Consider the following 25,940-nt stretch of genomic DNA (forward strand, 5'->3'; position numbering starts at 1 on the left):
GGGGATACAACCTGCCAGGCCACACGTCCAACCTCGTATCCCTGTCCGTGAAGACCGGGTCGGTGTCCGTCGCTCTGACTCGACAAAAGTTACGCCACCAACCCCACCAACGCAAATCGGCAGGTCAGGAACGTCCGCAGCAAGATCAACCCCGGTGGACGCCCACTGGATCAGGTCAGCAAGGCGTCTCGGGCGAATCTCCGCGACCAGCTCGGCGAGTCCGATACACCCTGCCGGAAGTAGAACTGCGGACCGTGAGCGCCGATGAGGTCGAGGAAGCTCACGGTGGCCTGCGCCGCGAACTGCGCGTCGAACACACCGGAATCCTCACTCGCCCAACCGAGCTCGGCCACGGTCTCGATGAGCATGTCGTTTCGGTGCGTGGAGGACGCAGATGCGGCGAGCGAGATCAGGAAGAGCGTGGCGGCGTCGGTCTCGTACGTCTCCCTACCGAAAGGGAGTCGCGAGGCTGCGTGTCGCCACATCCCTACCGGGTCGTCGACCAAGCCGGCCCCAAGCTTCGTGAGCATCAGTCGGCCCTTGGATACCCTCGTCAATCCGAGCAGCCGCACGGCTTCGCGAAGGTCGGTGACCTGATGGTGGTCGATCTCGCGGTTGCTCGTTCCTACCCATCCCAGACCCCAATCCAGCTCTTCGCGGATCGCCGCGATGAGGGCGGGCTTGAGATAGCCGGCATCGGTCAGGACCACTCCGGCGTCGCCGATCCGGCCGAGGAACCACACCAATATGGCCATCGCGACCTCGGCCACCGGCAGATCCACCGAACTCTCGATGGTGAGTTCGCATCGGGGTAACAGCGCCATCAACAACGGCACTTCCCCGGGACGCACGCGATCGAAGAGTCTGCCGATAGCGGGTGCCGTCGCCACCGCTTCGGCGAGTACCGACCGTCCCGTGTCGAGCCCACGCAACTTCTTGTTGACGGCATCGACGTCGAACCGGTTCGGATCGAAGGTCGCACCCCACCTCGTGAGCAGGAGGGGGAACTCGCGATCGGTCGGATCGGATGCGATCTCGAGGTCCTGCGCATAACTCGACGGCCCGCCGCAATCCTCGGGTGGGCACGCGCGAGCTCCATCGAGGCAGATGGATCGCAGGTCGTCGATGTCGGGATCGATCTGCTCCAGCACGATGCTGTGCGTCCATCCGTCACCGAAGTCGTACTCGTAGATCAGCACGGACCCGCGCACCGACAGCACCTCGTCGAGCCGAACCCGCTCCTCGCTCGTTGCCTCGTCGTCCGGTTCGTGATCGAGCGTCTCGGCCATCTCGAAGCGACGCATCGCACCGACAGTTCCGATGCTGAACGCGTGCATGTGTCGGTCTTCCCAACCCAGCACACACTGCAGCACCGAGTGCAGTTCGGACAGCAGCAAGTCCGAGCGCACTCGCACCCGTCGCCAAATCTGCGGCTGCGTGTGATCGATGGTCACTCCGAGGACCAGCCTGACCAGGCCTCGCCCCGTAACCTGTGCCGAACCGCCGTCCGGCAGCCCCAGGGGATCGGGCAGATCCGGGACCACCGACAAGTGCCGGACGCGGCCGGTTCTGATCGACATGCGGTCGACCTTAGCCGGATCGATGCGTCGGACACAGGCGTCGGACCTCGTCAGGTGCTCCGGCCCCGGGCAACGCGCACACCCTTGCACTTACGCTCGGACTGTGCCGACCTTGCGTGCCCTCGAATGCTTCGTCACCGTCGTCGAATGCGGTTCCGTGACCGCCGCGTCGGTGCGGCTGCACCTCTCGCAACCCGCCCTGTCGCATCAGCTGGCCGCCTTGGAGACCGAGATCGGCACATCCCTGCTCGAGCGGCTGCCTCGCGGTGTTCGTCCCACCCCGACCGGCTTGGCAATACTCGCCGACGCCAAAGCCGCACTGGCAGCGGCTGATCGATTGATCCGCACCGGACGAGCCCGGGCCGACGGTTCTCGCGGACGACTCCGGCTGGCCTGCGTGGAAACGATGACAGTCCCCGTCGTCGCTCCGATCGTGCGTACGTGGGCCCGCAAATACCACGACGTCGACGTGGAACTTTCCGAACACAGCAGCGCCGACGCCATGGCCGACTCCGTGACCGGCGGCGCGTCCGACCTTGCCGTCGGCCCAGCGTCGGACCGATTCACCGGACAGGTCACCGAGATCGGCACCGAGGACATCGTCGCCGTGATACCCGAAGGCCTCGACCTCACCGACGAGCGGAGCATTGCATGGAACGATCTCCGCGGTAGACCGATGGTCCACTATCACCCGTCGAATGGACTCGGAGCGTGGATCGATGCCGAGGCTGCGGCGCACGATATCGTCCCGACCGTCAGTACTCGCACTCGAAACGCCACCACCGCAGCACAATTGGCCCGCGCCGGCCTGGGGATCGCTCTGGTGCCGACATCGGCACTCCCCCCTCGATTCGACGGCGTCGTCAAGCCCCTGGAACCGAAACTACGTCGCACCGTGGTCGCCATGGTCGGATCGCCGAGTGACGCCTTGGTTCAGCGGTTCAAGGCCGACCTGCTCCGCCGCGGCATTCCAGCCGGCCGACCGCGATGACATGCGTCAGCTCGACCCCACCAGACCTGCTTGCCGCATGAACGTCAGGTTGTCTTCCAGGTGCCAGTCCTCGACGATGCGCTCCTCCCCCACGTGCTGGATGTCGATGGCGCCGAACTCGACCGTCTGACCGCTACCGGCCGTCGACCCGTATGCCCCGGTGAAATGTCCCCGAAAGATGAGCCGTGCCGTGAACGTATCTCCGGTGATGTACAGGTCGGCCAGCTCACAGGACAGGTCCGGAATTGCGGTACGAAAGCCCGCCGAGGCGACAAGCGGCCCGCTCGGACCCTGTGGCCGGCCCGTCGGCAAAGTGCGGTCGACGAACGAATCGTCCACCGCGCGATCGAGGTACACCCGTTCGCCCGTGTCCCAGAACGTGTACAGATTCTGGGCGATCGACACGAGGTGACGCGTCCGATCGGTGACCGGTGCGTCACCCAGATGAACCGCCCCCGGCTGGATCAGATCGCTGGACCGGTCGAGCACCGAGCCATCGGCCGGCACCATCTCGCCCGGCACCATCTCGCCCGGCGCAGTGGAACCACACGCCGCCGTGAACAGCAACAACAGCAGCCCGAACGACACTCGCCTCATCCGAACCGTCCTCCGCCGTCGACGTGCACCGTGGTTCCGGTGACGAAGGTGTTGGTCAGTGCAAAGAGCACCGCGGCCACCACGTCGTACGGCTTGCCGACCCGCCCCGCAGGATTGGCTCGCGCCGTCTCGGCGAAGAACGCATCCTTCCCGGCTCCCATCGAGTCCCACGCGCCGGAATCGACGATGCCCGGAGACACCGCGTTGACCCGAACCGGAGCCAATTCGACGGCGAGCGCCTCCACGAGAAACGACACGGCCCCGTTGGTCGTCGCCATCACCGAAAGACCCGGAGCCGGCTTCCACGCGGCCACCCCCGAGAAGAACAGCAGCGAGCCACCCTCCGCAATACTCGGTGCGAAATGCTTCGCCAGCAAGAGGGGCCCGATCACTTTCGCGTCGAACGCTTTTCGGATGTCGGCAACATCGAGGTCGGCGACCGGACCGTTCGCGTGATCGGCCGCGAGACTCACCACGTGATCGACCGATCCGACCTCTGCCGCCGCCGCGGCGATGGACGCCTCGTCGGTCAGGTCGACGATCACCGAACTCGCACTGGTGCCCAGTGTCGTGGCTGCGTCGTTCAGCGCTTCCGGACGTCGACCGGCCAGGATCACCTCGCCTCCCCCGTCGACGATCTCGGCAGCGACGGCCCGCCCGATTCCCGACGCTCCACCTATCAGCAGTACTCGCATGACGCATCACCCTTCGCTCGATTGGTACCTCACCAGCCAAGCGCAGAGTTCACCGTCGAACAATCGCAATTACCGTCTGCTGCCATAAATAAGATCGATGGGTCCGCCCGTTACGATTCGTCGGCCGTCAAGCCGTCGTTGATCGCTGCGACATCGAAGGCCAACGCGTCGAGCTGGGATGCCAACGTCGTAACCGTCAATTGCACCAAGTACTGGGTATCGACGCCCACCAACACGTACCGAGTCGTCACCGCTGCTTCGAGCTGTTGCGCGACGTAGGAACCCCGAATGAATCGCGACGGCCAACCGAGCCACGACGCCGTACTCGTCTCACTCTCCACCCAACCGGGCATCGCGCGGCCGTCTCCGAAACCCAACGCCATCAACGCTTCCGGATCGATCGTGCGCGAGAGGGCACCGACGAGCAGTACTGCATTCGGCGCGAATCCGTTCTCCACGAGATTCGGTTCCACGATCACCTGGGTAGCCCCGGGAAACTGCGCTGGATCGAGCGTCTGCCAGCCTGCCGGCATCGGCACGGTGATACCCAGCTCTGCCGCCGCGGCATGGTCGAGCGGTGACACCCGTATGGCGTGCGCGTTCAAGTATTCGGCAATCGTGGTGGGTTCGGTCGGCTCCGGCGACTGGGCGTCGTTCACAGCATGGGCCTTTCGATGGCGGACGCATCACGGGCACGCCAGAGGCTACCTGCGCCGATCCGTGCCCCGACAATCGCTAGAGGCAGTGCCCCGCGGGAAGCCGATCACTGCGCGACTCGAGCCAGCCACCGACCGCGTCGAGCATGGCGGTTCCGTCGGTGAACGAACCCGAATCCGGTTGCGCCGCAATCGCTACACCCACACGTCCCGCAACGGTGGTGACGATGCCGACCTGCCGCACGACGTAGCCACCGTCCACTCGCGGTCCCCAGCCCCCTTTGAACGCAGCATCGGACAGCTGCCCCAAGCCCCATTGCTGTTCCGGCACAACATTATTCATCATCTCGACCACGGGTTGCGCGTCCGGGATACACGACAACCCGGCCGCGAATGTCGCCTGGTTCTGCGTCGACCATTCGGTCTGCCCGAACGCGCTGAATTCGGGACGGACCCGCTCCCTCTGAATCGTCGTGACAGAGTCACCGCCCTGCCGCAGAACCGCCTCGACTGCGGAACCCGCCGCAGCGGAATCACCCAGCGAGACCCACAGTGCGTCGGCCGCCGCGTTGTCGGAGCGTTCGATTGCGGCTGCGGCGTCGACCAGCACCGCGTCACCACCATTGCGTAGGGCGGCCACGGCCATCGGTACTTTGACGGTCGACCAGGCGACACCGGAGGTCCATGTTCCGAGCACGATGGGCGGACCGCCGCCGACCGGAACCAGAGCGGCGCCGATGGGGCCACCTGCCGCGGCTTCGAGTACGCCGAACTCGGCAGCCAGATCGGCGGCAGACAGCGTTTCGACCGGAGCCGCGGTGCTCCACACACCCGGTTCCGACGTCGGTTCGGACGACCGGGGCATCGGCAGGGACGTCGACTCGGAGACACTCGACGTATCCGTCGCGGGGCCGTCGTCCGTAGCAATGGTGCAGCCGGAGATGAGGAGTGCAAGCGACAGCGCGATCGCGTACGAGCTTCCGGTGACGCGATGCACGACCTAGAAGAGGTAGACAACAGCGTTCTCGCCACCGGTGCACGTGACCAACTGCGCGGGCGACACGCAGTTCATCTCGTACCGCTTGCCCGTCACCGGACTACTGGCCACCACCGTTCTCGAATTGCGATCCGAGCCGCCCCGCGTGTAGGCCAACCGCACTTCCTCGGCGAACGGGCACGACGTGGCTGCCGACCCCACGGCCGAACCTCGAAGGCCGCCGGTCGACGAAACGGTGGCCGGGCAGGTCTGTGCACCCGCAGGCAGAGTCGTCACGCCCGGTTCCTGTCCACCCGTCGACGAGGAGCCCGGCACTGCACCCGAAGCGCTGCCGTCGATTTCCATCGACGGCGGCACAGCGCTCGCCGAGGCTGGACCGGCATCGTCGCGCAGCGTCAACCACGCGAACACGCCACCGAGAATCAGTGCGACGGCCACCAGAACGACAACGACTATCCACAGTCCACCGTGTTCATGACGCGGCGGCTGCGGCGGGCCACCCGTGAACACCGGAGGGAAGGGAACTTCGCCGAACCCTCCCGACGGCGCTGGGGCTTTGGGCTGGGCTGGCGCATGGGGCTGGGCTGCGGCACCGGGCTGGGCTGCGGCACCGGGCTGGGCTGCGGCACCGGGCTGGGCTGCGGCACCAGGCTGGGCTGCGGCACGTGGCGGGTGAAGGGGACGACCGGACGGGGACGGGAAATCGGCAGGCCCGGGCTCTGCAGTGTCCGGGGAATACCCCGGCGGCGGAATCACGCGATCGGACGGATTCGGCTGCTGGCCGTACTGCCCGTAGGCGCGATGCGAGGGGTCCCCCGAACCTGGATAGCTCATGGTGTCCTTCTGCCGATGATGAGGCCAGCCTTTCACACAGCGTCGAAACGAGCAGACCAGACGTTACAGTTCGGCGCGGAGTGCGGTGATTTCTTCCAGGTATCGTGCGACCGCGTCGTCGTCGTTGGATTCCAGGACACGATGTGCGACGGCGAGCACCGGAGCCGCGGCATTCGACGGGCACAACGCCGTGCCCGCCCATGCGAGCATCGGCAAGTCGTTGCGCGCATCTCCCACTGCTGCAACCGAATTCGTCGATACTCCCCATTGCTCGCACAGCGCTTGCAGCGCGCTCGCCTTCGAGACCCCCGCAGCCGACATCTCGATGTACGGCGCACCGGAGTGCGTCAACTCCACCCCGTCCAGGCCGGCCGCGGCAACCAGTTCGTACAGGGCCTCACTGCTCGTATCTCTGTGCCGGGCAACAATTTTGACCGTCGGCTCGATGTCTACCGACAGACCGTGATCGGAGAGTTCCATCTCGTGTGGGTGCCGATGATGGTCGGCGAACACGCACAGTTCGGCATACCTGGCCTCTGCCACGAATCGAGTGGCACCGACGGTTGCGAATGCCACGCCGGGCACCAGAGACCGCACGGCCGACTTGACCGACATGACCGTCTCGGTAGGTACCGATCTGGTGCCGACGATCTTCGGGGTGCCGTCGGCCAGGTCGAGAACCACGGCACCGTTGGCACCGATCGCTGTCCCGCGAAATCCGCAGGACGCAGCGAGTTGGTCGATGGAATGACGCGCCCGTGCGCTCGCCCACACGACCCTGATTCCGGCGGCGTCGGCACCGGCCATCGCGTCGGCCGTGCGCGCCGAAATCGTTCGGTCCGAACGCAACAACGTGCCGTCGAGATCGGTTGCGACCACGACGACGTCTTGGGCTCTCTTCACTCCACCGATACTGCCAGGTGTCGCTGCTTCAGCCGGCGACCAAGGTCAGAACGGAGATCTCACTCGGCGCGAACACGCGGAACGGCGGACCCCAGAATCCCGATCCGCGACTGGTGTAGAGCTGAGTTCGCTCGCCATGACGGCTCAGTCCGTGAACCACCGGCTGGTCGAGGCGGACCAATGCCGAGAACGGCCAGATCTGACCGCCGTGCGTATGGCCGGACACCTGCAGATCGACACCTGCCCGGACGGCGTCGCCGACCTGTTTGGGCTGATGAGCCAACAACAACACCGGCATCGACGGATCGGTGCCTGCGAGTGCCCGAGGGAGGTCGGCACCGTGGCCCGGCGCACCGGAACCCCGGGCCGTGGCGTCGTCGACGCCGGCGATGATCAATGCGTCGTCACCGCGATGGAGCACCACGTGCCGATTGTGCAGAGAGTTCCACCCGATGCTCTCCATGTGATCGAGCCACTCCTGTGCCTCGCCGAAGTACTCGTGATTGCCGGTGACGTACACGCGCGCCGATGTTGCGAGCATGGATTCCAGCGGTGCTGCCTGCTGTCGGCGCCGGTCCACCGAACCGTCGGCTATGTCTCCCACATGAGCCAACACATCGGGCTCGAGTGCATTGACGGCGTCGGTCAGACGGTGCGACCACGTCGTCCGATCGAGCGGACCGAAATGCGTGTCGGTCACCAGAACTACTCGCAGGCCGTCGAATCGAGGGCCCAGCCGATCGATCCGCACGGTCGTATGCCGGACCCGCGGCGTGCGCATCGCCTCGTAGTGACCCCACAGGGCAAGGACCACCACGATTCCCACGGTCGAGAGCGACACGATCCGCGACCGCATCGGGTCGTCGACTCCGGCGACCCACAGGCCCAGCCGCAGCAGCAAGGACAGCGCCGACCACACGAACGAGATCCAGACCAAACCGAGCAGCACGTCTGCGACGCGAGCCCAGGCATCTTTGCTCGGCCCCTCCGGACCCGGTCGGTGACCCAGGTACATCGACGCGGGCAGCGCGAGGAAGGCGACGATCGCAACCGAGATCCCGACGACCTGTGCAGCCGACACCCACTGCGCGCCCGCGAACACGATCGTCCACGTCGGTAGCGCGAAAAGCGCTGCGCAGACCACGAACACGACGGTCGGCAAGACGATCCTGCGGCGACGCGATCGGTGGGGTGAGGCCGACCGTTCGGGGTGCTGAGTCTGGCGGTCTGTCATCGGCGAGCGCTACGGTCGACGCCGGGTGGTGTAGCCACGCAGTCCGTTGAGCGGAAGTTCGTGCTCGGCGATCGTCTGGTCGTCCGATTCCTCGAGACCGGCGCTCGTTTCGACATCGGGCTTCTCCGACTTCACCGGACTCTCCTCCGGTTGCTTCGGCACGGTGCCGCCGGGCTCGAGCGGCTCGACGCTCGAGGTGGTGTCGTCGCGAGCCGCAGCCGCCTCCTCCGCCCCCACCGGTGAGGACGCTTCGTTGTCGGCCGCATGTTCGACCTCGGCGGTTGTCGGCTTCTCGGGCTTCGACTGCGAGGATCCGTTGGTCATCGGCGACCGACCCGGCGTCGAAGACCCGTTCGGATGAGCAGAGCCACGAGTGGCAGCCGGACCGGCGGATCCGTTGGTCCCGTGAGCACCGTTGCTTCCGGACCCGTTCGTCGTTCCGGACCCATTGGTCGTTCCGGTTCCATCGGCGCTTCGAGAGCCGTTGGTAAGCGTCGGAGTCGATGCTCCGGGGTCGGTCTCGGTCGGGATGTCGACGTGCGGCATGGTCCACAGGGACAGCACCGATCGGTGTGGCACCGCGGAGTCGTCGGTGGACGAGGTATCGAAGGCACCGGAATCATCGAACTGCGAGGACTCGAGCGGCACCGGCGTCCACGCCTCGTCGGGAGACGTAACACCGTCCACCACAACACTGTTGGGCTTGATGCCCAGTTGCGCCAACGTTGCCCAGAGACTTTCCAACGCTGCATCGCGGTCGAGGTAGTACTCCGACTCGCGCACGCGCCAGAACGTCCAGCCGCAGCGCTTGAGTTCCTGCTCACGCTGCAGATCGGCCAGCCGCTGCGCCGAGGTGGACAGGAAGGTGTCGCCGTCGCACTCCACCGCCAGCCGCGAGGATTCTCCGGTGACCACCAGGCCGAGACGCCGGTTGTTCACGTGCACACCCGGATTGACGTGGAAGCCACGGTCCACGAGGTCGTTCCACAGCTGCTGTTCGAGAAGCGTCTCGAAAGGAGCCGTCCGGACCTCACGTGAAACGTTCACCGGCATCGGATCGGCCGGGGCCGGCGACACGGAGGTGACATAGCTCAGCAACGAGTTACGCAGATCGGCTCGCTTGAGGCGGTCGACCGTCACCGAGTGGAAGAGCCACAGCTGATCCTGTGCCCGCGAGGCCGCCACGTTGAACCGCCGCTTGTACTGGTTGGCGGTGAGAGTGGCGAAATTCTGGTCGGGTGCCACCACCATCGACAGAAACACGACGTTACGTTCGTCGCCCTGGAAGTCCGGCGGCGTACCGACGCGCAGTCGACGTTGTTCCCACTGCTCGATGCCGATGCGCTTGATCAGCTCGTTGCGAATCTCGTCGACCTGCGACTGCCCCTGCAGCACAACGACACCGAAGGTCAAATTGTCGTAAGAGCGGTCCTCGAGGCAGTCGGCGATCTGTTGGGCGATCGCAACGGCCTCGGTGCGGTTGACAAGCGACGCATTCTTTCCGGTTACCGTCGCACCGCGAACGTACGTGTGCCGCAACGGCGGTAGCCGGTCCGCCCCGAACTGCCGAACGGGAACGAGCGGTGAGTCTCCGTAGAACTGCTGACTCGACCAATTGATGATCTCGGGCATCGACCGGAAGTGCTCGCGTAACCGCACCACCTGACCGAACCTGGTGCGCAACATGGAGAACAGGCTCGACCTCGGCGTCAAGGTCGCCCGTACGTGTTCGGGCAGATCGGGCAGGTACACGTCCAATCGGTCGAACACGTCCTCGAGGGTGCCGGTTTGCATGACATCGGCGGGTGCGCACTGACGGTCGTCGCCCACCACGATCACTCGGGGCGCGAGATAGAGCAGGAACAGGCTAGTGATGTCGGCCTGACTGGCCTCGTCGACGATGACGACGTCGAAGCTACCCGGCACCGGCGGAATCGACGCCAGTACCTGCGAGAGCGGCATGACCCAGGCAGGCACTGCGCTCTGCGCCTCACGCATCGCCGATCGCGCTGCGCTGCGGTAGGTTTCGGCATACTTGCCGGCCCCGGATCCGATGCTGGAGATATGCTCGCGGTAGGTCTGCAACGCGCGGACCTCGACGGCGGTCATCCGTTCGAGACTGTTGCGCCACGCACTCGCGGCAGCGAGACGGGTAGTGAGATAAGCGATATCGGTATCGGCCGCGGTCAGATCCGCTTCCAGTTGCTGTTCGAGACCGCCGTGGTGTTGTTCGCCGACCCACTCTCGAGCACGACGCCACGCCCAGGCCTTCGACATCTGCCAGCTCAGCTCGTCCCACTCGACGTCCGCGGCGGTGTCCTCGACCAGATCGAACAGGGCGGGTGCCACCGCAGACAGTTCCGCAGACATCGACTCGAGCAGATGTTGATCTTCTTGCTCGGCACATGCCTGCGAATACGCGGCAACAGCAGCTGCCAATTCCACCGGATCGGCGGTGCTCAACGCACTCACCAGGGTCGAACCCTCGGGCGAAGGCCCGGCATCGATGCGAGTGGCGACCGAGAACTGCAGGGCCTCCAGTTCGGCACGCGCGGCATCGATATCCGCCCGCTGTGCGATGGCGTCGGCGGCTCCTGCGATCTCACGAGCCTCGGCCAAGGTCCGAATCCACGGTGCCGCAGGGGAAATGGCGTATAGCCGGTGTACCAGGGCGTCACGTGCGGACACCACCGACGTCACCAGACCGAGCCGATCGGCGATCCGCGCCAGGTCGTTCACGCGAATCGAACGTGTTCCGTCGAGCGGAACGATGACCGCGAGGTCGGCCAGCAGCACCGCTGCGGTTTGCACGGCGTCCATCGCGCGAAGATGTTCGGCCACCAGACGCGCGGCCATCGCCGTCGTCACGGGTTGCCCGTCGACCGTGGCCACGATCCCGAGAGCCTCGACGGCTTTCTGTTCCTCGCTGCGACGGAACCGCGGCTTCCACTCGACACCCGACTCCAGCGCTGCGGCGAGCGCATCCATTGCCGCCAGCGCCGCCGACGAACTCGACGAACACTGCACGTCGTGCGCACCGACGTACCGATCCGACGCAGCTGCCGTCTCCACCATCAGGTCCAGCCCGCTGACCCGAGACCACAGGTGCGCGGCTTCACCGGACAGCACCGAATCGGTCAGGCGCGAATAGGAACCGTCGAGTTCGACCACCGCTCGGACTCGGGCGGCAAGTTCTTCGCACAGTTGCCTGACCTCGGCGGACACCGCCGGCTGCACGCCGTCGAGCAGCGCGATGAGGGCCTCGGCCTGGGGCGAGACCGCGTCGATCTGCGCGCCGGCGCGCTGGCAGAGCGCCGCGAGCTCGGCCGAATTCGGCAGCATCGTCTCCGGGCGCGGCAGCACCTGGCGGGAGCGCAGTTCACGACTCTCGTTCGAGGTAGCGATCAGCGTGCGCAAGCGATCGATTTGGGCACCGTCGAATGGTGGCCGGTCGGCCAGCAGTGGGCCCGGCAGCCACTCGTGTGAGCTTTCGGCCGCCTTGACCTTGCGTACGATCGAGGACACCGTACCGTCGTAACCATCCGAAACATATTCGTGCACAACAGTTTCGGACTCGCGGAGCGCGCTGACACGGTCCAGCAGCTCGGCCCGCCGAGCGAGAGCCGCCGCGCGCTTCGTCGTCAGCGCTTCTATCTTCTGCACCTCGCTGGCCTCGTCGAACGAGGTCTTGCGTTCGGCTATCTTCGCGACGCTGCGGTTGAGCTCGTCCGAACCACCACGAGACAGGTCGGTGATGGACACACAGAGCTCCTGCAGCTCCGGCGGCAGCTTGTCACGGAGCACCCGCAAAGCTTGTGACTTTTCACTAGTGACCAGAACCCGCTGACCTCGCGCCAACAGCCCCGACATCAGGTTTGCGATGGTGTGGGTCTTGCCCGTACCGGGTGGCCCCTCGACCACGACACCGCTGTCGCGTCCGAGACGTTCGATGATCTGCGACTGCTCCGCGTTCGCCGGCAACGGAAACAGCGGATCCTCGGCCAGGACCGACGACTCACCTGCACCGGTGCGCTCGAGCCACGCCAACCGATCTGCCGGCTCGATGGCATCTACCAGCTGCGCGAGACCCAGCGGTACCGGGGAGTCGGCGAACTCGAGATCGGCGATCATCCGCTCGTAGTACTCGACCAAGGCAAACGAGTTACGGGTGCGGAGCACGAGGGCAGGCGAGACGGTCAGCGTTCGGTCGTCGTCGATGTACGCGAGGGCTCCGGGCGGTCCGACCCGATCGAGAACCTCGATCTCGTGCCGCGGGACTCGCTCGGCCCAGGTTCGGAGGAATTGCTCCACCCCGGCCCCGATGGGTGAGGTGACCGAATCGTGCAACAGCTGCGCCAGCTCCACCGATCCGGAAGTGTCGAATTCGTTCGAGCCCGTCAGCAGCTGCCCGTCCTCGAGCCGAGGGGTCGTGTTCGCTGCGAGCCGTACCAGCAGGTCGCCGGTGCGAACGTCCCGCTCGATGTTGGCCTGCTGCGTGATCAGGTGGGTGCGCACACTGCGCTGCTGATCAGCGTTGCTCGACGTCAGCAAGCCCGACGCCACGACCAGTTCGATCGACTCGGGCCGGGACGCGAGCTCTTGCATCATCAACTGCAGGGCCTGGTAGATCGCAGCCTGGGGACGCCGCTCGCGGTCTTCCTGCGCCCATTCCTTCCACGACTGCGAGTACTCCTCGAACGCCTTCTTGATCTCGTAGGCCTTGCGGATATCGAAGTCGGCGTCGGACTCCTGCGCCTCCGCCCGACGGCGGGACGTCACCGAGGACGCGTCGGCCAGCTCCAGCTCGCGGTAGCGGCTGTCGGCGACGATCTGAGGATCGAGCCACCCCGACAACAGCTCGGGAGGCACCGGCGGCTCGTCGACCGCGATGCGCGGCGCACGAAGCACAACGCCACCCTGCTTGGCCAGCGGATCGATCTGCATCGGCACGTCACCGGAATGCACCCACTCGACCTGCACGTGATCGTCGAATCGCAGCACTGGGTTCGATCGCGCTTCGACGATCTCGCGAAGGAAGCGCAGCAGGCGTTGCACCCTGCTCTTGAGCTCGTCGTCGTGTTCACGACCGGTAGCCGCTGCAGCCGTCACAGTTTCCCCACAAATACTCGAATGGCCGTCCCATTTTCAGGGACAGTGCTTGCGCACCCCGGCCACACTAGCCGCTCGAAAGCCGTTGTTCACCGCGTGCTGAGCAGACAGAATGCGTTCTAGTGCCCGGTCACAAAGACGGAGTTTCGGTGGCCGTGTGCACCACAGCGAAGAGCCCCGATCCACTCCCTCGGCACTCGCTCGAATACGCACGAACACCAGAGTTACCCAGTGCTGTGAGATTCGCACGGCACCGTGCGCACAATGACGTATAAAGACTGAATGCCTGCTGCGTCGGAGTCCGATGGCGAGCTTCCCGATCGGGAGCTGCCGATCACCCCACGCGGGCTACGAACTCGATCCTCTCTCGTCTCGGCCGCACGTCGCGTATTCGAGGAGAGCGGATACCTCGACTCCCGGCTGATCGATATCACTCGCGCTGCTCGGTGCTCTGCCGGAACCTTCTACACGTACTTCACCAGCAAAGAAGAAATCCTGGCCGCGGTGCTCGAACAGGCCAGGGACGACATGCTGCACCCCGGTACGGAACGGGTGGATCCCCACGAAAATCCGGTGGCCGTGATCGCAGCGAGCAACCGCGCCTACTTCGAGGCGTACCAACGCAACGCGAAGCTGATGGCCCTGCTCGAGCAGGTCTCGAACATCGACCCCGAATTTCGCCGGCTTCGCCGCGAGCGCGCCGACGCCTTCGTCAGACGCAATGCCCGCAGCATCGAGAGTCTGCAGAACCGGGGCCTGGCCGATACCGCACTCGATCCTCTTCTCGCCTCCCGAGCCCTCTCGTCGATGATCAGTCGGCTCGCGTTCAACCACTTCGTCGTCGACGCCGCAGGCGGTCGGTCCGCGGCGGACTACGAGGGCCTGCTCGAGACGGCAACGAGACTGTGGGTCAACGCGCTGCGGCTGCCCCGTGACGACGACGAGGGTGCCCGATGAGGGCCGGACGCGCGACCGATCGGCTCGCTCGAGGGGGCTCAGCAGAGTTGTACCCGCCGGTAATGTACCCGCCGGTAGTAACGCGAGTGGCAGAATGACGAATTAGCCGTTACGACAACGCTACTCGCGAGTACACCAGTGTTACTGCTCAGTAGCACCGACCGGACAAGAATGAAACGCATTGCTACAGAAGATCATTGAGTTCTTGGTGATCAATCACACTCACGCCGAACGTCGTTGGCGATGCACGGGGGCACATTGCAGTTAGAATAGGTCGGTCGGAGTGCTGCATGAGTGCAGGGGTGGAGCCTGCAGAACGACCCGGTGACAAATAAACGGACATGCTCAGCACCAGTCCACGTTCCATCGAGAGTGCACCGACGAAGTGCGCCCATACCGAGCGAAGAGAGATACGTTGTTCAAGCGGATTGCAGTAGTCAACCGAGGCGAGGCAGCAGTACGGCTGATCCGAGCCGTCCGAGAGCTCAACGCCGAACACGATTACGGCATCCGCACCGTAGCGCTGCACACCGAGGCGGAGAAGCGGGCCATGTTCGTCCGCCAGGCCGACGAGGCCGTCACGCTGCGCAAGCCCGCCACCGGCTCGGCGTACCTCGACTACAACGTCCTCGAGGCGGCACTGGTGGAGTCCGGTGCCGACGCCGTGTGGGTCGGGTGGGGCTTCGTCGCCGAGGACCCGACGTTCGCGGATCTCGTCGCCCGACTGAACATCACCTTCATCGGCCCGTCCGCCGACGCGATGCGTCTGCTCGGCGACAAGGTCGAGGCCAAGATCCTCGCCGAGAAGGTCGGCGTCCCGGTCGCACCGTGGTCCGGTGGACCGGTCGAGACCCGCGCAGACGCTCGACGACACGCAGCGGCAATCGGCTACCCGCTGATCATCAAGGCCCGCTCGGGCGGCGGTGGCCGCGGTATCCGCAAGGTCTTCCACGAGGACGAACTCGAACTGTCCCTCGAGCGCACCCAGGGCGAAGCCGAGCGCTCGTTCGGCGACCCGGTCGTATTCCTCGAGCGTCTGGTCACCGATGCCCGGCACGTCGAGGTTCAGGTCATCGCCGACAGCCACGGCAACGTGTGGGCACCCGGCGTGCGTGACTGCTCCATCCAGCGCCGCAACCAGAAGGTCATCGAGGAGTCCAGCTCGCCGCTGCTGACCAAGGAACAGGCCGATCAGCTGCGCACCGCCTCGGCCGAGCTCGTCAAGGCTGCGGGCTACCAGGGTGCAGGCACCGTCGAGTACCTATACCAGCCCGAGCAGAAGATCTTCACGTTCCTCGAGGTCAACACTCGTCTGCAGGTCGAGCACCCCATCACCGAGTACACCACCGGCATCGACCTGGTGAAGCTGCAGATCCTCGTCGCCGACGGTCAAGCACTCCCCGGTGAATGCCCCACCGAATTCGGCCACGCCGTCGAGGCCCGCCTCAACGCCGAGGACGCCGACAACGGCTTCGCGCCCGCGCCGGGCACGGTCGAACTGCTCAAGTTCCCGCTCGGCACCGGAATCCGCGTCGACACCGGTATCGCACAGGGCGACGTCATCCCGCCCGACTACGACTCCATGGTCGCCAAGGTCATCGCCTGGGGCCGTGACCGCAGCGAAGCGCTGGCTCGCTTGCGCAACGCGCTGCGTGAGACCACCGTCGTCATCGACGGCGGCACCACCACCAAGTCGTTCCTGCTGAGCCTGCTCGACCGCGAGGAAGTCATCTCCGCCTCCGCCGACACCGGCTGGCTCGACCGCACCGAAGCCGGCTCGCAGGTGGGCCCGACGGCCGTCGCCGACATCGCCATCATCGCCGCGGCCATCGACGCCTACGACGCCGAGGAAGGCCGCGAGCGCGCCGCGTTCCTCAGCTCCGCACGTGGCGGCCGGCCGCGCGCCACCCATGCCATCGGCCGCACCGTCGAACTGAACTACCAGGGCCAGGCCTACAAGCTCGAAGTAGGCCAGGCCGGCCCGCACCGCTACAGCATCGACGGAGATGCCATCGGCGAACTGCAGGTCGACGTCGAACGCCTCGGCACGTACGAGAGCCGTCTGGTCATCGGTGACCACCGCTACCAGGTCGTCACCGTCGCCGGAGCCGCCCACTTCCTCGTCGAGGTGGACGGCATCAGCCACCAGATCTCCCAGGACGAGGCCGGGCTGGTCCGCGCGCCCGCTCCCGCCGTCGTCGTCGCCGTACCGGTCGCCGTCGGTGACGAGGTCGAAGCCGGACAGACGCTCGTCGTTCTCGAGTCGATGAAGATGGAAACCGCCGTCCGGTCTCCGTACGCGGGCACCGTGCGTGAGGTACTGGCCTCGGTCAACGGGCAGGTGGACGCCGGAGCAGCCCTGCTGCGCGTCGATCAGGCCGGTGAGCAGAAGGTCTCCGAGCAGGCACCGCGCGTGCAGTTCCGCGGCATCGACGATGCCGCGCAGCGCTCTCCGCAGCGCCGCGCGCTGGACCGCCTCGACGAACTCGCAGCCCTCATCACCGGATTCGACGTCAGTGGAGCCCGCGCTCGAAACCTGTTGTCCACCTACGAGACTCTGCGTGCCGAGGTCCCGCGGAACGACTCGGCGCTCGTCGGTGCCGAACTGGCACTGCTCAACACCTTCGCCGACATCTGCGAGCTCTCCCGCAACCGACCGACGATGGACGAAGAGAGCACCGACGAGCGCGTCCACTCCCCGCGCGAGCACTTCCACTCGTTCATGCAGTCGCTCGACGCCGATGTGCAAGGACTGCCGGAGTCGTTCCGGGGCAAGCTCACTCGCGCTATGGCGCATTACGATGCCGCCATCGACGAGGGCCGCACACCCGAGCTCGAAGAAGCCGTCTACCGCGTCTTCCTCGCCCTGCAGCGTATGGAGAACCAGGTTCCGGTCATCGCCGCCCTGCTCGGCCACTGGCTCAGCGACAGCTCGCAGCAGCCCGACGCCACCCCCGCCATGGCCGAGGTGCTCGAACGCCTCATCGGTGCCACCCAGGCCCGCTACCCCGTCATCGGCGACGTCGCACGCAACCTGCGCTTCCGACTGTTCGACGAGCCGCAGATCCGCATCGCCCGAGAGAAGATCTACGACGGCGTTCGCGGCAGCCTGCAGTACCTCGCCGAAAACCCCGACGCCGCCGACTACTCGGCCCGCGTCGCCGCACTGGTCGCCACCCCGGAGCCGCTGATCGAGCTACTGGCACAACGGATCACCGATCCAGGAGCCCTGCTCGAGGTGATCACCCGCCAGTACTACGAGATTCGCACCCTAGAAGACGTCAAGGCGTTCGACCGCGACGGCAAGTACTTCGTCACCGGCGCGTTCGAGCTCTCGGGTGAGCAGCTGCACCTGATCTCCACGGCAACCGACTTCGATTCTCTCGCAGCTACTCTCGATGCTGTCGACGACATCGCCGGCCCCTCGCCGGAGAACCTGGCCGTGGATCTCTACCTGTCCTGGCCGGACGCTCCGACCGACGGCGATGCGCTCTCGGATCAGCTGCAGGCCGTTCTGGCCGCACACCCCGGCACCGGCCGCTGGCGTCGCGTCACCGTCACGGTGTTCGGCACCGTCACGCGGAAGATGACGTATCGCCGCACCACGGTCGAGGGCTCCGAGCCCCTCGCCGAGGACACGATCATCCGGGACATGCACCCGCTGACCGGTCAACGGCTCGACCTGTGGCGCCTGAAGAACTTCGACGGAGTTCGGTTGCCCGCCAGCGCAGGCACATACCTGTTCCACCTGACGTCGAAGGCCAACCCCTCCGACGAGCGACTGGTCGCCCTCGCCGAGATCCGTGGCATCACAACACAGTTGGACGACGCCGGAAACATCGTCGCCGTACCGGAGATCGAACGAACCGTCGCGGCCTGCCTCGACGGTATCCGCCGCGCTCAGGCCGGACGCGGCAAGAAGCGCCTCGACGCCAACCGCGTCGTGCTCTACGTCTGGCCGGTACTGAACGTTCCCGCCGACCGAATCGCCACCATCGCCCGGCACATCGCGCCGCTGACGATCGGGGCCGGCCTCGAAGAGATCACCCTCATCGCTCGGCTCGCCGAAACACCCGGCGCGACACCACGCGAGGTCGCACTGCGTCTGTCGTACCGATCCGGTGCCGGCATCGTCGCCAAGGTGACCCCGCCGCCGACCGAGCCGATGCGTCCGCTCGACGAGTACACCCAGAAGGTGCAGCGGTCACAGGCCCGCGGCACCGTCTACCCGTACGAGCTCATTCCGTTGCTGAGCAGCAACGGCGGCACGTTCACCGAGTACGACTTCGACGCCGACGGCGTCCTCGCCCCGGTCGAGCGTCCGTATGGCCGAAACACGGCGGGCGTCATCGTCGGTGTCGCGACCACGCCCACTGCCAAGTACCCCGAGGGCATCACCCGCGTCGCGCTCTTCGGTGACCCGACGAAGGCGCTCGGCACGGTCGCCGAGGCCGAGTGCTCGCGGATCGTTGCAGCCATCGACCTCGCCGAACAACTCGGTGCGCCCGTCGAGTGGTTCGCATTGTCCTCCGGCGCAACGATTTCCATGGAATCGGGCACCGAGAACATGGACTGGGTATCGCGCGGCCTGCGTCGCATCATCACCTTCACCCAGGCCGGCGGCGAGATCAACATCGTCGTCGCGGGCATCAACGTCGGCGCGCAGCCCTACTGGAACGCCGAAGCCACGATGCTCACCCACACCAAGGGCATCCTGGTGATGACCCCCGACAGTGCGATGGTGCTCACCGGTAAGCAGTCCCTCGACTACTCCGGTGGCGTCTCGGCCGAGGACAACTTCGGCATCGGTGGCTACGACCGCGTCATGGGCCCCAATGGCCAGGCGCAGTACTGGGCACCGAACCTGCGGGCCGCGTGCGACATCCTGTTCGCGCACTACGACCACGCGTATGCCGCACCGGGAGAACGCTTCCCACGCCGCGCGGCCACCGCAGACCCGACCGAGCGCGACGTGCGTACCTACCCGCACGTGCACCCGTCGAGCGACTTCACCACCGTCGGCGACATCTTCTCCTCGGTCACCAACCCGGACCGTAAGAAGCCGTTCGACATTCGCACCGTGATGCGCGCTGTGGTGGACCAGGACCACTCGGTGCTCGAGCGTTGGGCCGACATGGCCGACGCCGACACCTCCGTGGTGTTCGACGCCCACCTCGCCGGAATCCCGGTGTCCGTCATCGGTATCGAATCGCGGGCCATCCCCCGTAAGGGCTGGTTCCCGTCCGACGGCCCGGATCAGTGGACCTCGGGCACCCTGTTCCCGAACTCGTCGAAGAAGACGGCGCGCGCCATCAATGCCGCCAGCGGAAGCCGGCCGATCGTGGTGCTGGCCAACCTCTCCGGATTCGACGGATCACCGGAATCGCTGCGCAACATCCAGCTCGAATACGGTGCCGAAATCGGCCGCGCCATCGTCAACTTCGACGGACCGGTCGTGTTCTGTGTCGTCTCGCGATACCACGGCGGCGCGTTCGTGGTGTTCTCTGGCGCGCTCAACGACAACATGGAAGTCCTTGCAGTGGAGGGCTCCTTCGCCTCCGTACTCGGCGGTGCCCCGGCAGCCGCAGTGGTGTTCACCCGCGACGTCAATGCCCGCACCGCAGCGGATGCTGAGGTCAAGGAGCTCGAGGCCAGGTTGAACACAGCCGAGGACGACGCCACCCGCTCGGCACTGCGCGTCGAGCTCGGCACCGTGCGAGCGAACGCCCGCAACGCCAAACTGGGTGAGGTGGCAGCCGAATTCGAGGCCATCCACAACATCCAGCGAGCGCAGAACGTCGGATCGGTGCACCACATCGTCCCCGCCGCCGAACTGCGCCCACAGCTGGTCGCTGCCATCGAACGCGGAATGGCGCGGTCGTTGGCCAAGTAGGGCCTGGGGTTCTCGCAAACGCGCGCGCGTTTGCTGGACGCTCGCGGAATGTGAACGATTCCGCAAGCATCTGGCGAACGCGCGCGCGTTTGTCGGTTCAGGGGATGTCGTACGGAGGAATCGTGGCCACGATTCCGGTGCACTGCCCGGTGAAGATGGTCAGCGCGCAGGCCTCCCACAACCGCGACAGATCCGACAACGCGCCGCTCGCGCTACCGGTGCTTGCGCTCCCGGTATCGGCCACCGCGACCGCCGGCGACGCTACGGCTATAACGGCCGCTCCCAACACAACAGCAATACGACGCTTCACACTCTTCTCCTCTTCTCTTCATTCGGACATGGCTCGCTCGACACGCTAACCTCGCGTCCCAATTGTCACAATCGTCCGAACGAACGATGCCGCCCCTCAACCCTCGAGAGTCAGGCTGCTCTCGAATCGGCGCGGTTCACCGCTCAGGGGGTCCGTGAATTCCAACGCCCGAGCGAGGAGTTGGAGCGGCCGGGTGAAGTCGTCGGCGGGAGTCGATGTGTACACCGGATAGTACGGATCGTCCACTATGGGAATACCCAACGAGGACAGGTGAATCCGCAGCTGATGAGTCTTGCCGGTCTTGGGGAAGAGTCGATAGCGGGCACGATCACCGGACGCGTCGACGAGTTCGACGCGGGTCTCGCTGTTCGGCTCCCCCGACTCCTCGTATGCCGTCATGACGCCATGCTCCTTCAGGATCCGGCTCTGTACGACGCGGGGAAACTGCAGTGCCGCATCGAATCCCGCAACCGCCTCGTACTCCTTGGTGACGTTGCGTGAGGAGAAAAGTTCCTGATACGGCCGTCGGGCATGCTTGGTCTTGGTGAAGAGCAGTACCCCGGCGGTGGCGCGATCGAGCCGGTGCGCGGGCGTGAGGTCGGGGCAGTCGAATTGCTTTCGTAGCCTGACGGTCGCGGTTTCTGTGACGTGCCGACCACGCGGGATGGTGGCGAGGAAGTGCGGCTTGTCGACCACCAGCAGGTCCTCGTCCTCGTGCAGGATGCCGATCTCGAATGGAACCGGAACTTCCACCGCTGGAACGCGATAGAAGTAAACCTGGCTCCCGGGGCGGTATCGAGAATCCGGTGTAATCGGCCGACTTTTCTCGTCGACCACTTCGGCGTCGCGTATGGCCCGTCGCCAGTCGTCGTCGGGCATCTCGCGTTCCAAGTACTCCACGATGGTGGTGGCCGAATCACCATGCGGCAACAGCAGTCTCAGAGGAGCGAGACCGTCCCGGAAGGGCAGCATTCTCTACGCGCAGTCGAGACAGATCAACCGCAGACCACGGCCGGCGTCACCGTCGAAGTCCTGGTACCGCGAGGTCGGGTTGCCACAGGCGCTGCAGCGTCCGATGACGGCGGTGTGATCGGAGAAGTTCTGCGCCATCCGCTTGTCGAAGACGAACAGCGAACCCTCCCAGAGCGCATCGTCGCCGAAAGTCTCTGCGTATCGGACGATTCCGCCGTCGAGCTGATAGACCTCCTCGAACCCGCGGGCCACCATCAACGAAGACAGCACCTCGCACCGCACTCCCCCGGTGCAGTACGTGACCACCGGAGACTTCTTCAGATGGTCGTAGGCACCGGAATCGAGCTGCGAGACGAAGTCCTTCGTCGTCTCCACGTCGGGGACCACTGCATTCTTGAACTTGCCGATCTGCGCCTCGAAGGCATTACGGCCGTCGAAGAAGACAACGTCGTCGCCGCGAACATCGACGAGCTCGTGCACCTGTTCCGGGCTCAGATGAGTGCCACCGCCGACCACACCCTCGGAGTCGACCTTCAGCTCCCCGGGCGCACCGAACGTGACGATCTCGTCGCGTACGCGCACACTCAGTCGCGGGAAATCGTTGCCGAGCCCATCGGACCACTTGATGTCGGCCGAATTGAAGGCCGGGTAGCTGCGGGTGCCGCGGACGTACCTCTTGACGTCGTCGACGTCGCCGCCCACCGTCGCGTTGATGCCGTGTTCGGAGATCAGGATGCGTCCGGTCAGGTTGTTCGACGCGGCCAGCGTCTGTTGCCACAGCCGGATCGCCTCGGGATCGGGCAATGGAGTGAACACGTAGAACAGGACGATTTTCGGTACAGCCACGCCGACCAGTATGGCGCGTTATCCGGCGGGCGGTGCCGCCGCCCGGACTCGCTGGGTGCCGGAGTCGACGGTGAAGCCCGCTCCCCAGTACACGCCGGTCTGCGGATCCTCCTTGGCGGTGAGGAACCAGTGATCCATCCGAGCCGCCGTCTTGGTGACCTCGAAGACGCCGAAACCGTGACTGTCGAGGTCGACGAACTTCACGTGCCGGTTGAGCGCCTTGAACGCCTCCTCGGCGACGCGGCCCAGCGTGTGCGGCGGAGTACGCGTCAGATCGTCGATATTGGCCGAGCTCACCGAGGTGACGACGAGCTCGGTGGCAGCAGGTTCGGTGGTGGCGTACTGGGCCGCATCGAGGGGTACCTCGCAGGCCCAAGCCGAGTGGATGTCGCCGGTGATGAACACCGTGTTGTCGACGCCCGCGTCCACGATCGCGGTGAGCAGCTTGCGGCGGTCGGCGGTGTACCCGTCCCACGGATCGGCGTTGTAGGGCAGGCCGCCTTCCGGAATGCCGAGCAGGGAGGTGACGGCCTTGGCCGCATCACGGTCGAGCGGCGGAATGAGGGTAGGCGTGATCATCACCGGATTGCCGACGATCTTCCACTGCGTCGGCGAAGAAACGATGCCGTCGGTGAGCCACTGCATCTGCTCCGCGCCGGTGATGGTTCGGTTGGGAGAATCGACCTCGGGACCATTGAACGGAAGCACCTGCTGCGAGCGGTAGGTGCGCAGGTCCAGCATCGAGAGTTCCAGGAGGTTGCCGAACCGCAGCCGACGGTAGAGGTGACGGTTGGTCGCCGTGCCTGCCGCGCGCACCGGCATCCACTCGTAGTACGCCTTCTCCGAGTTCGCCTTGCGGGTGTACCAATCGCCCTCGGTCGCGGGGGTGTGGTTCTCGGCACCGCCGTCGTAGGCATCGTTGGCGGACTCGTGGTCGTCCCACGTACAGATCCACGGCACACCGACGTGCGCGGCCTGCAGATCGGGATCCGACTTGTACTGGCCGTGACGCTGGCGGTAGTCGGCGACGGTGACGATCTCGTGAGTGGGCGAATGCTGCCGGATCACCCCGTCGCGCCCGGGGAAGCCGCCCGTCTCGTACTCGTAGATGTAGTCGCCGAGGTGCACGATGGCGTCCAAGTCGGTCCTGGCCGCCAGGTGCCGGTAGGCACCGAAGTACCCCGACTCCCAGTTGGAGCACGAGACGACGCCGAACCGCATGGCATCGATATCGGCGTCGTTGGCCGGGGCGGTGTGCGTGGTCCCGACGGCCGATACCGCGTCGCTCGTCCGGAAGTCGTAGAAGTATGTGGTGTCCGCGCTGAGTCCGTCGACGTCGACCTTGACCGTGTGATCGGTATCGGGACCGGTGGAGACCGTTCCAGAGGCGACGACGTCGCTCATGTCTGCGCTTCGGGCGATTCGCCACGTCACCGATACCTGCGCGCCGACGCCGGAGCCCGGGGTGGCGTCGGGCGTGGGGGTGATGCGGGTCCAGAGAACGATCGCGTCGGGCAACGGATCTCCCGATGCCACCCCGTGCAGGAAGCCTCGATCGCTGCTCTGCGCCTGGGCGGTTGCCGGGAGTGTCGTGGCGACTCCGGCCACCGCGACGGCTACCGACGACGAGCGAAGAAACGTTCTTCTGGAAAGCGCAGACTCAGCGTGCATCGGGTCAGTCCATGCGATGGATGGGCGGCGGTCAAGTAAGGCGCGCCTGGGTCGGCCACAGTGTTCACCAACCGGCCATGGTTCGGATACTGGTTTGCCGTCTGCGCTGCGGGAGAACACTCGGAGAATGGATGCTCTCTGGTTGTTCGGTGATCAGCTCGGTCCGCACTTCCACTCGGTGGACGAGCATGCCGAGCGAGACGTGCTGATGATCGAGTCCCGGCGCGTGTTCCGCCGTCGGCGATACCACCGACAGAAGCTTCATTTGGTGCTGTCCGGGATGCGGCACCTGGCCGACGAGCTGGGTGATCGCGTCACTTATCTGCAGACCGAGACGTATCGCGAAGGGTTGGCCGAGTACGGCAAGCCGGTGGTGGTGTTCGAGCCCACCTCGCACGCGGCGGAGAAGTTCGTCGGGTTGTTGCACGACGAAGGCCTGGTTTCGGAAATTTTGCCGACGCCGATGTTCGCGCTGGGGCGAGCAGAGTTCGCCGACTGGGCGGCCGAGCGCGGCACCTTCCGAATGGAGACGTTCTACCGCGAGCAGCGCAAGAGATTCTCGGTGCTGATGGACGGTGCCGACCCGGTCTCGGGTAAGTGGAACCTCGATGCCGAAAATCAGTCGCCGCCGCCGAAGGGTCGGCTGACCCTGGGCGTGGAGGAACCGTGGTGGCCGACCGAGGATGCCATCGACGACGAGGTGCGTGTCGATCTCGATTCGTGGGACCTGGACACCGTCGGGGTCGACGGGCCACGAGTGTTCGCGGTGACTGCTTCCGAGGCGTCGGAAGCGTTGGCGCACTTCGTCAATTACCGCTTGAACGACTTCGGCAAGTACGAGGACGCGGTGATGGCCGACGACTGGACCATGTCGCACTCGCTGCTTTCGGTGCCGCTCAATCTGGGACTGCTGCAACCGCTGGATGTGGCGCACGCCGCCGAGGACGCCCACCGAGACGGCACGCCGCTGGCGAGCGTGGAGGGTTTCGTTCGGCAGATCCTCGGCTGGCGCGAATACGTGTGGCACCTGTACTGGCATCTGGGGCCTGAGTATCTTGAACGCAACAAGCTCGAAGCGCATGAGCCGCTGCCGGATTGGCTACTCGACTTGGACGGCGACGCCGTGGTTTCGAAGTGCCTGTCCAGCACGGTGGACGGCGTACGCGACCGCGGCTGGGTGCACCACATCCCCCGGCTGATGATTCTGGGAAACTTTGCGCTGCAACATGCGTGGGACCCCCGAGCGTTGACCGACTGGTTCGCAACGGCTTTCGTCGACGGGTTCGCCTGGGTGATGCCGGTGAACGTCATCGGCATGAGTCAGCACGCGGACGGCGGGGTGATCGCCACCAAGCCCTACGCGTCGGGCGGGGCGTACCTGAACCGCATGACCGACTACTGCAAGCCGTGCGAATTCAACCCGAAGAAGCGACTGGGCGACGACGCGTGCCCCTTCACTGCCGGCTACTGGGCATTCGTGCACCGGCACCGCGAGATGTTGGCGCTCAATCACCGCACGGCGCGTCAGGTGTCGTCGATGAACCGATTGAGCGACCTCGAGCAGGTGTTGGAACAGGAGCGGCAGCGCGAGGTGTACTGACGCGCTCCGGCAGAAATGAGCGCGGTCGAGTCCCACGCAGCGATTCGAGCCGGCAGTCTTCCGCGGTTCATCCCGCAGATCTTGTGTGAACGAAT

At 65.6% G+C, this 25,940-nt stretch carries 17 protein-coding genes; 4 read left to right on the forward strand and 13 right to left on the reverse strand.

The window, feature by feature from the left end:
* Window positions 1-170: 170 nt before the first annotated feature.
* Complete coding sequence (locus AC5WEY_RS24830; RefSeq protein WP_495647950.1) at window positions 171-1,580, reverse strand: plasmid pRiA4b ORF-3 family protein; 1,410 nt, start codon at window positions 1,578-1,580, stop codon at window positions 171-173.
* Between the two features lie 103 nt (window positions 1,581-1,683).
* Between AC5WEY_RS24830 and AC5WEY_RS24835 the strand changes: the two genes are divergently transcribed.
* Window positions 1,684-2,571, forward strand: a complete 888-nt coding sequence (locus AC5WEY_RS24835; RefSeq protein WP_495647951.1) for a LysR family transcriptional regulator — start codon at window positions 1,684-1,686, stop codon at window positions 2,569-2,571.
* A 6-nt stretch (window positions 2,572-2,577) separates the two neighbouring features.
* On the opposite strand, the gene AC5WEY_RS24840 is transcribed toward AC5WEY_RS24835, so the two are convergent.
* From AC5WEY_RS24840 to AC5WEY_RS24875, 8 genes are all read right to left on the reverse strand, one after another.
* Window positions 2,578-3,168 (reverse strand): ester cyclase, encoded by a 591-nt coding sequence (locus AC5WEY_RS24840; RefSeq protein ID WP_495647952.1) that lies wholly within the window; start codon window positions 3,166-3,168, stop codon window positions 2,578-2,580.
* Window positions 3,165-3,863 (reverse strand): SDR family oxidoreductase, encoded by a 699-nt coding sequence (locus AC5WEY_RS24845; RefSeq protein WP_495647953.1) that lies wholly within the window; start codon window positions 3,861-3,863, stop codon window positions 3,165-3,167. The genes AC5WEY_RS24840 and AC5WEY_RS24845 overlap by 4 nt, the downstream gene beginning before the upstream one ends.
* Before the next feature lie 110 nt (window positions 3,864-3,973).
* Window positions 3,974-4,522, reverse strand: a complete 549-nt coding sequence (locus tag AC5WEY_RS24850) for an LpqN/LpqT family lipoprotein (protein ID WP_495647954.1) — start codon at window positions 4,520-4,522, stop codon at window positions 3,974-3,976.
* Between the two features lie 76 nt (window positions 4,523-4,598).
* Complete coding sequence (locus AC5WEY_RS24855) at window positions 4,599-5,516, reverse strand: hypothetical protein (protein ID WP_495647955.1); 918 nt, start codon at window positions 5,514-5,516, stop codon at window positions 4,599-4,601.
* A gap of 3 nt (window positions 5,517-5,519) precedes the next feature.
* The gene (locus AC5WEY_RS24860; protein WP_495647956.1) at window positions 5,520-6,350 is read right to left on the reverse strand and encodes a hypothetical protein; all 831 of its coding nucleotides are present in this window, start codon (window positions 6,348-6,350) and stop codon (window positions 5,520-5,522) included.
* A gap of 63 nt (window positions 6,351-6,413) precedes the next feature.
* Complete coding sequence (locus tag AC5WEY_RS24865) at window positions 6,414-7,253, reverse strand: HAD-IIB family hydrolase (RefSeq protein ID WP_495647957.1); 840 nt, start codon at window positions 7,251-7,253, stop codon at window positions 6,414-6,416.
* Between the two features lie 28 nt (window positions 7,254-7,281).
* Complete coding sequence (locus AC5WEY_RS24870; RefSeq protein ID WP_495647958.1) at window positions 7,282-8,487, reverse strand: metallophosphoesterase; 1,206 nt, start codon at window positions 8,485-8,487, stop codon at window positions 7,282-7,284.
* 9 nt (window positions 8,488-8,496) lie between these two features.
* On the reverse strand, window positions 8,497-13,596 hold the full coding sequence (locus AC5WEY_RS24875) for a PDDEXK-like endonuclease domain-containing protein (protein WP_495647959.1): 5,100 nt from the start codon (window positions 13,594-13,596) through the stop codon (window positions 8,497-8,499).
* A gap of 282 nt (window positions 13,597-13,878) precedes the next feature.
* Here AC5WEY_RS24875 and AC5WEY_RS24880 point away from each other — a divergent pair, with 282 nt between their 5' ends.
* Window positions 13,879-14,553 (forward strand): TetR/AcrR family transcriptional regulator, encoded by a 675-nt coding sequence (locus tag AC5WEY_RS24880; protein ID WP_495647960.1) that lies wholly within the window; start codon window positions 13,879-13,881, stop codon window positions 14,551-14,553.
* 415 nt (window positions 14,554-14,968) lie between these two features.
* Window positions 14,969-20,446, forward strand: coding sequence for an ATP-binding protein (locus tag AC5WEY_RS24885; protein ID WP_495647961.1), 5,478 nt, complete (start codon window positions 14,969-14,971; stop codon window positions 20,444-20,446).
* Between the two features lie 97 nt (window positions 20,447-20,543).
* Here AC5WEY_RS24885 and AC5WEY_RS24890 read toward each other — a convergent pair whose 3' ends face one another.
* The 4 genes from AC5WEY_RS24890 to AC5WEY_RS24905 all read right to left on the reverse strand — a co-directional run bounded on the left by AC5WEY_RS24890 (window position 20,544) and on the right by AC5WEY_RS24905 (window position 24,245).
* Complete coding sequence (locus AC5WEY_RS24890) at window positions 20,544-20,756, reverse strand: hypothetical protein (RefSeq protein ID WP_495647962.1); 213 nt, start codon at window positions 20,754-20,756, stop codon at window positions 20,544-20,546.
* A gap of 96 nt (window positions 20,757-20,852) precedes the next feature.
* Window positions 20,853-21,728: a pseudouridine synthase gene (locus AC5WEY_RS24895; protein ID WP_495647963.1), complete on the reverse strand. Its 876-nt coding sequence runs from the start codon at window positions 21,726-21,728 to the stop codon at window positions 20,853-20,855.
* A 3-nt stretch (window positions 21,729-21,731) separates the two neighbouring features.
* Complete coding sequence (gene trhO, locus AC5WEY_RS24900) at window positions 21,732-22,574, reverse strand: oxygen-dependent tRNA uridine(34) hydroxylase TrhO (protein ID WP_495647964.1); 843 nt, start codon at window positions 22,572-22,574, stop codon at window positions 21,732-21,734.
* 18 nt (window positions 22,575-22,592) lie between these two features.
* On the reverse strand, window positions 22,593-24,245 hold the full coding sequence (locus AC5WEY_RS24905) for an alkaline phosphatase D family protein (RefSeq protein WP_495647965.1): 1,653 nt from the start codon (window positions 24,243-24,245) through the stop codon (window positions 22,593-22,595).
* A 127-nt stretch (window positions 24,246-24,372) separates the two neighbouring features.
* Here AC5WEY_RS24905 and AC5WEY_RS24910 point away from each other — a divergent pair, with 127 nt between their 5' ends.
* Complete coding sequence (locus AC5WEY_RS24910; RefSeq protein ID WP_495647966.1) at window positions 24,373-25,845, forward strand: cryptochrome/photolyase family protein; 1,473 nt, start codon at window positions 24,373-24,375, stop codon at window positions 25,843-25,845.
* Window positions 25,846-25,940 lie beyond the last annotated feature (95 nt).

This window comes from Rhodococcoides sp. S146-33 (assembly GCF_059489205.1).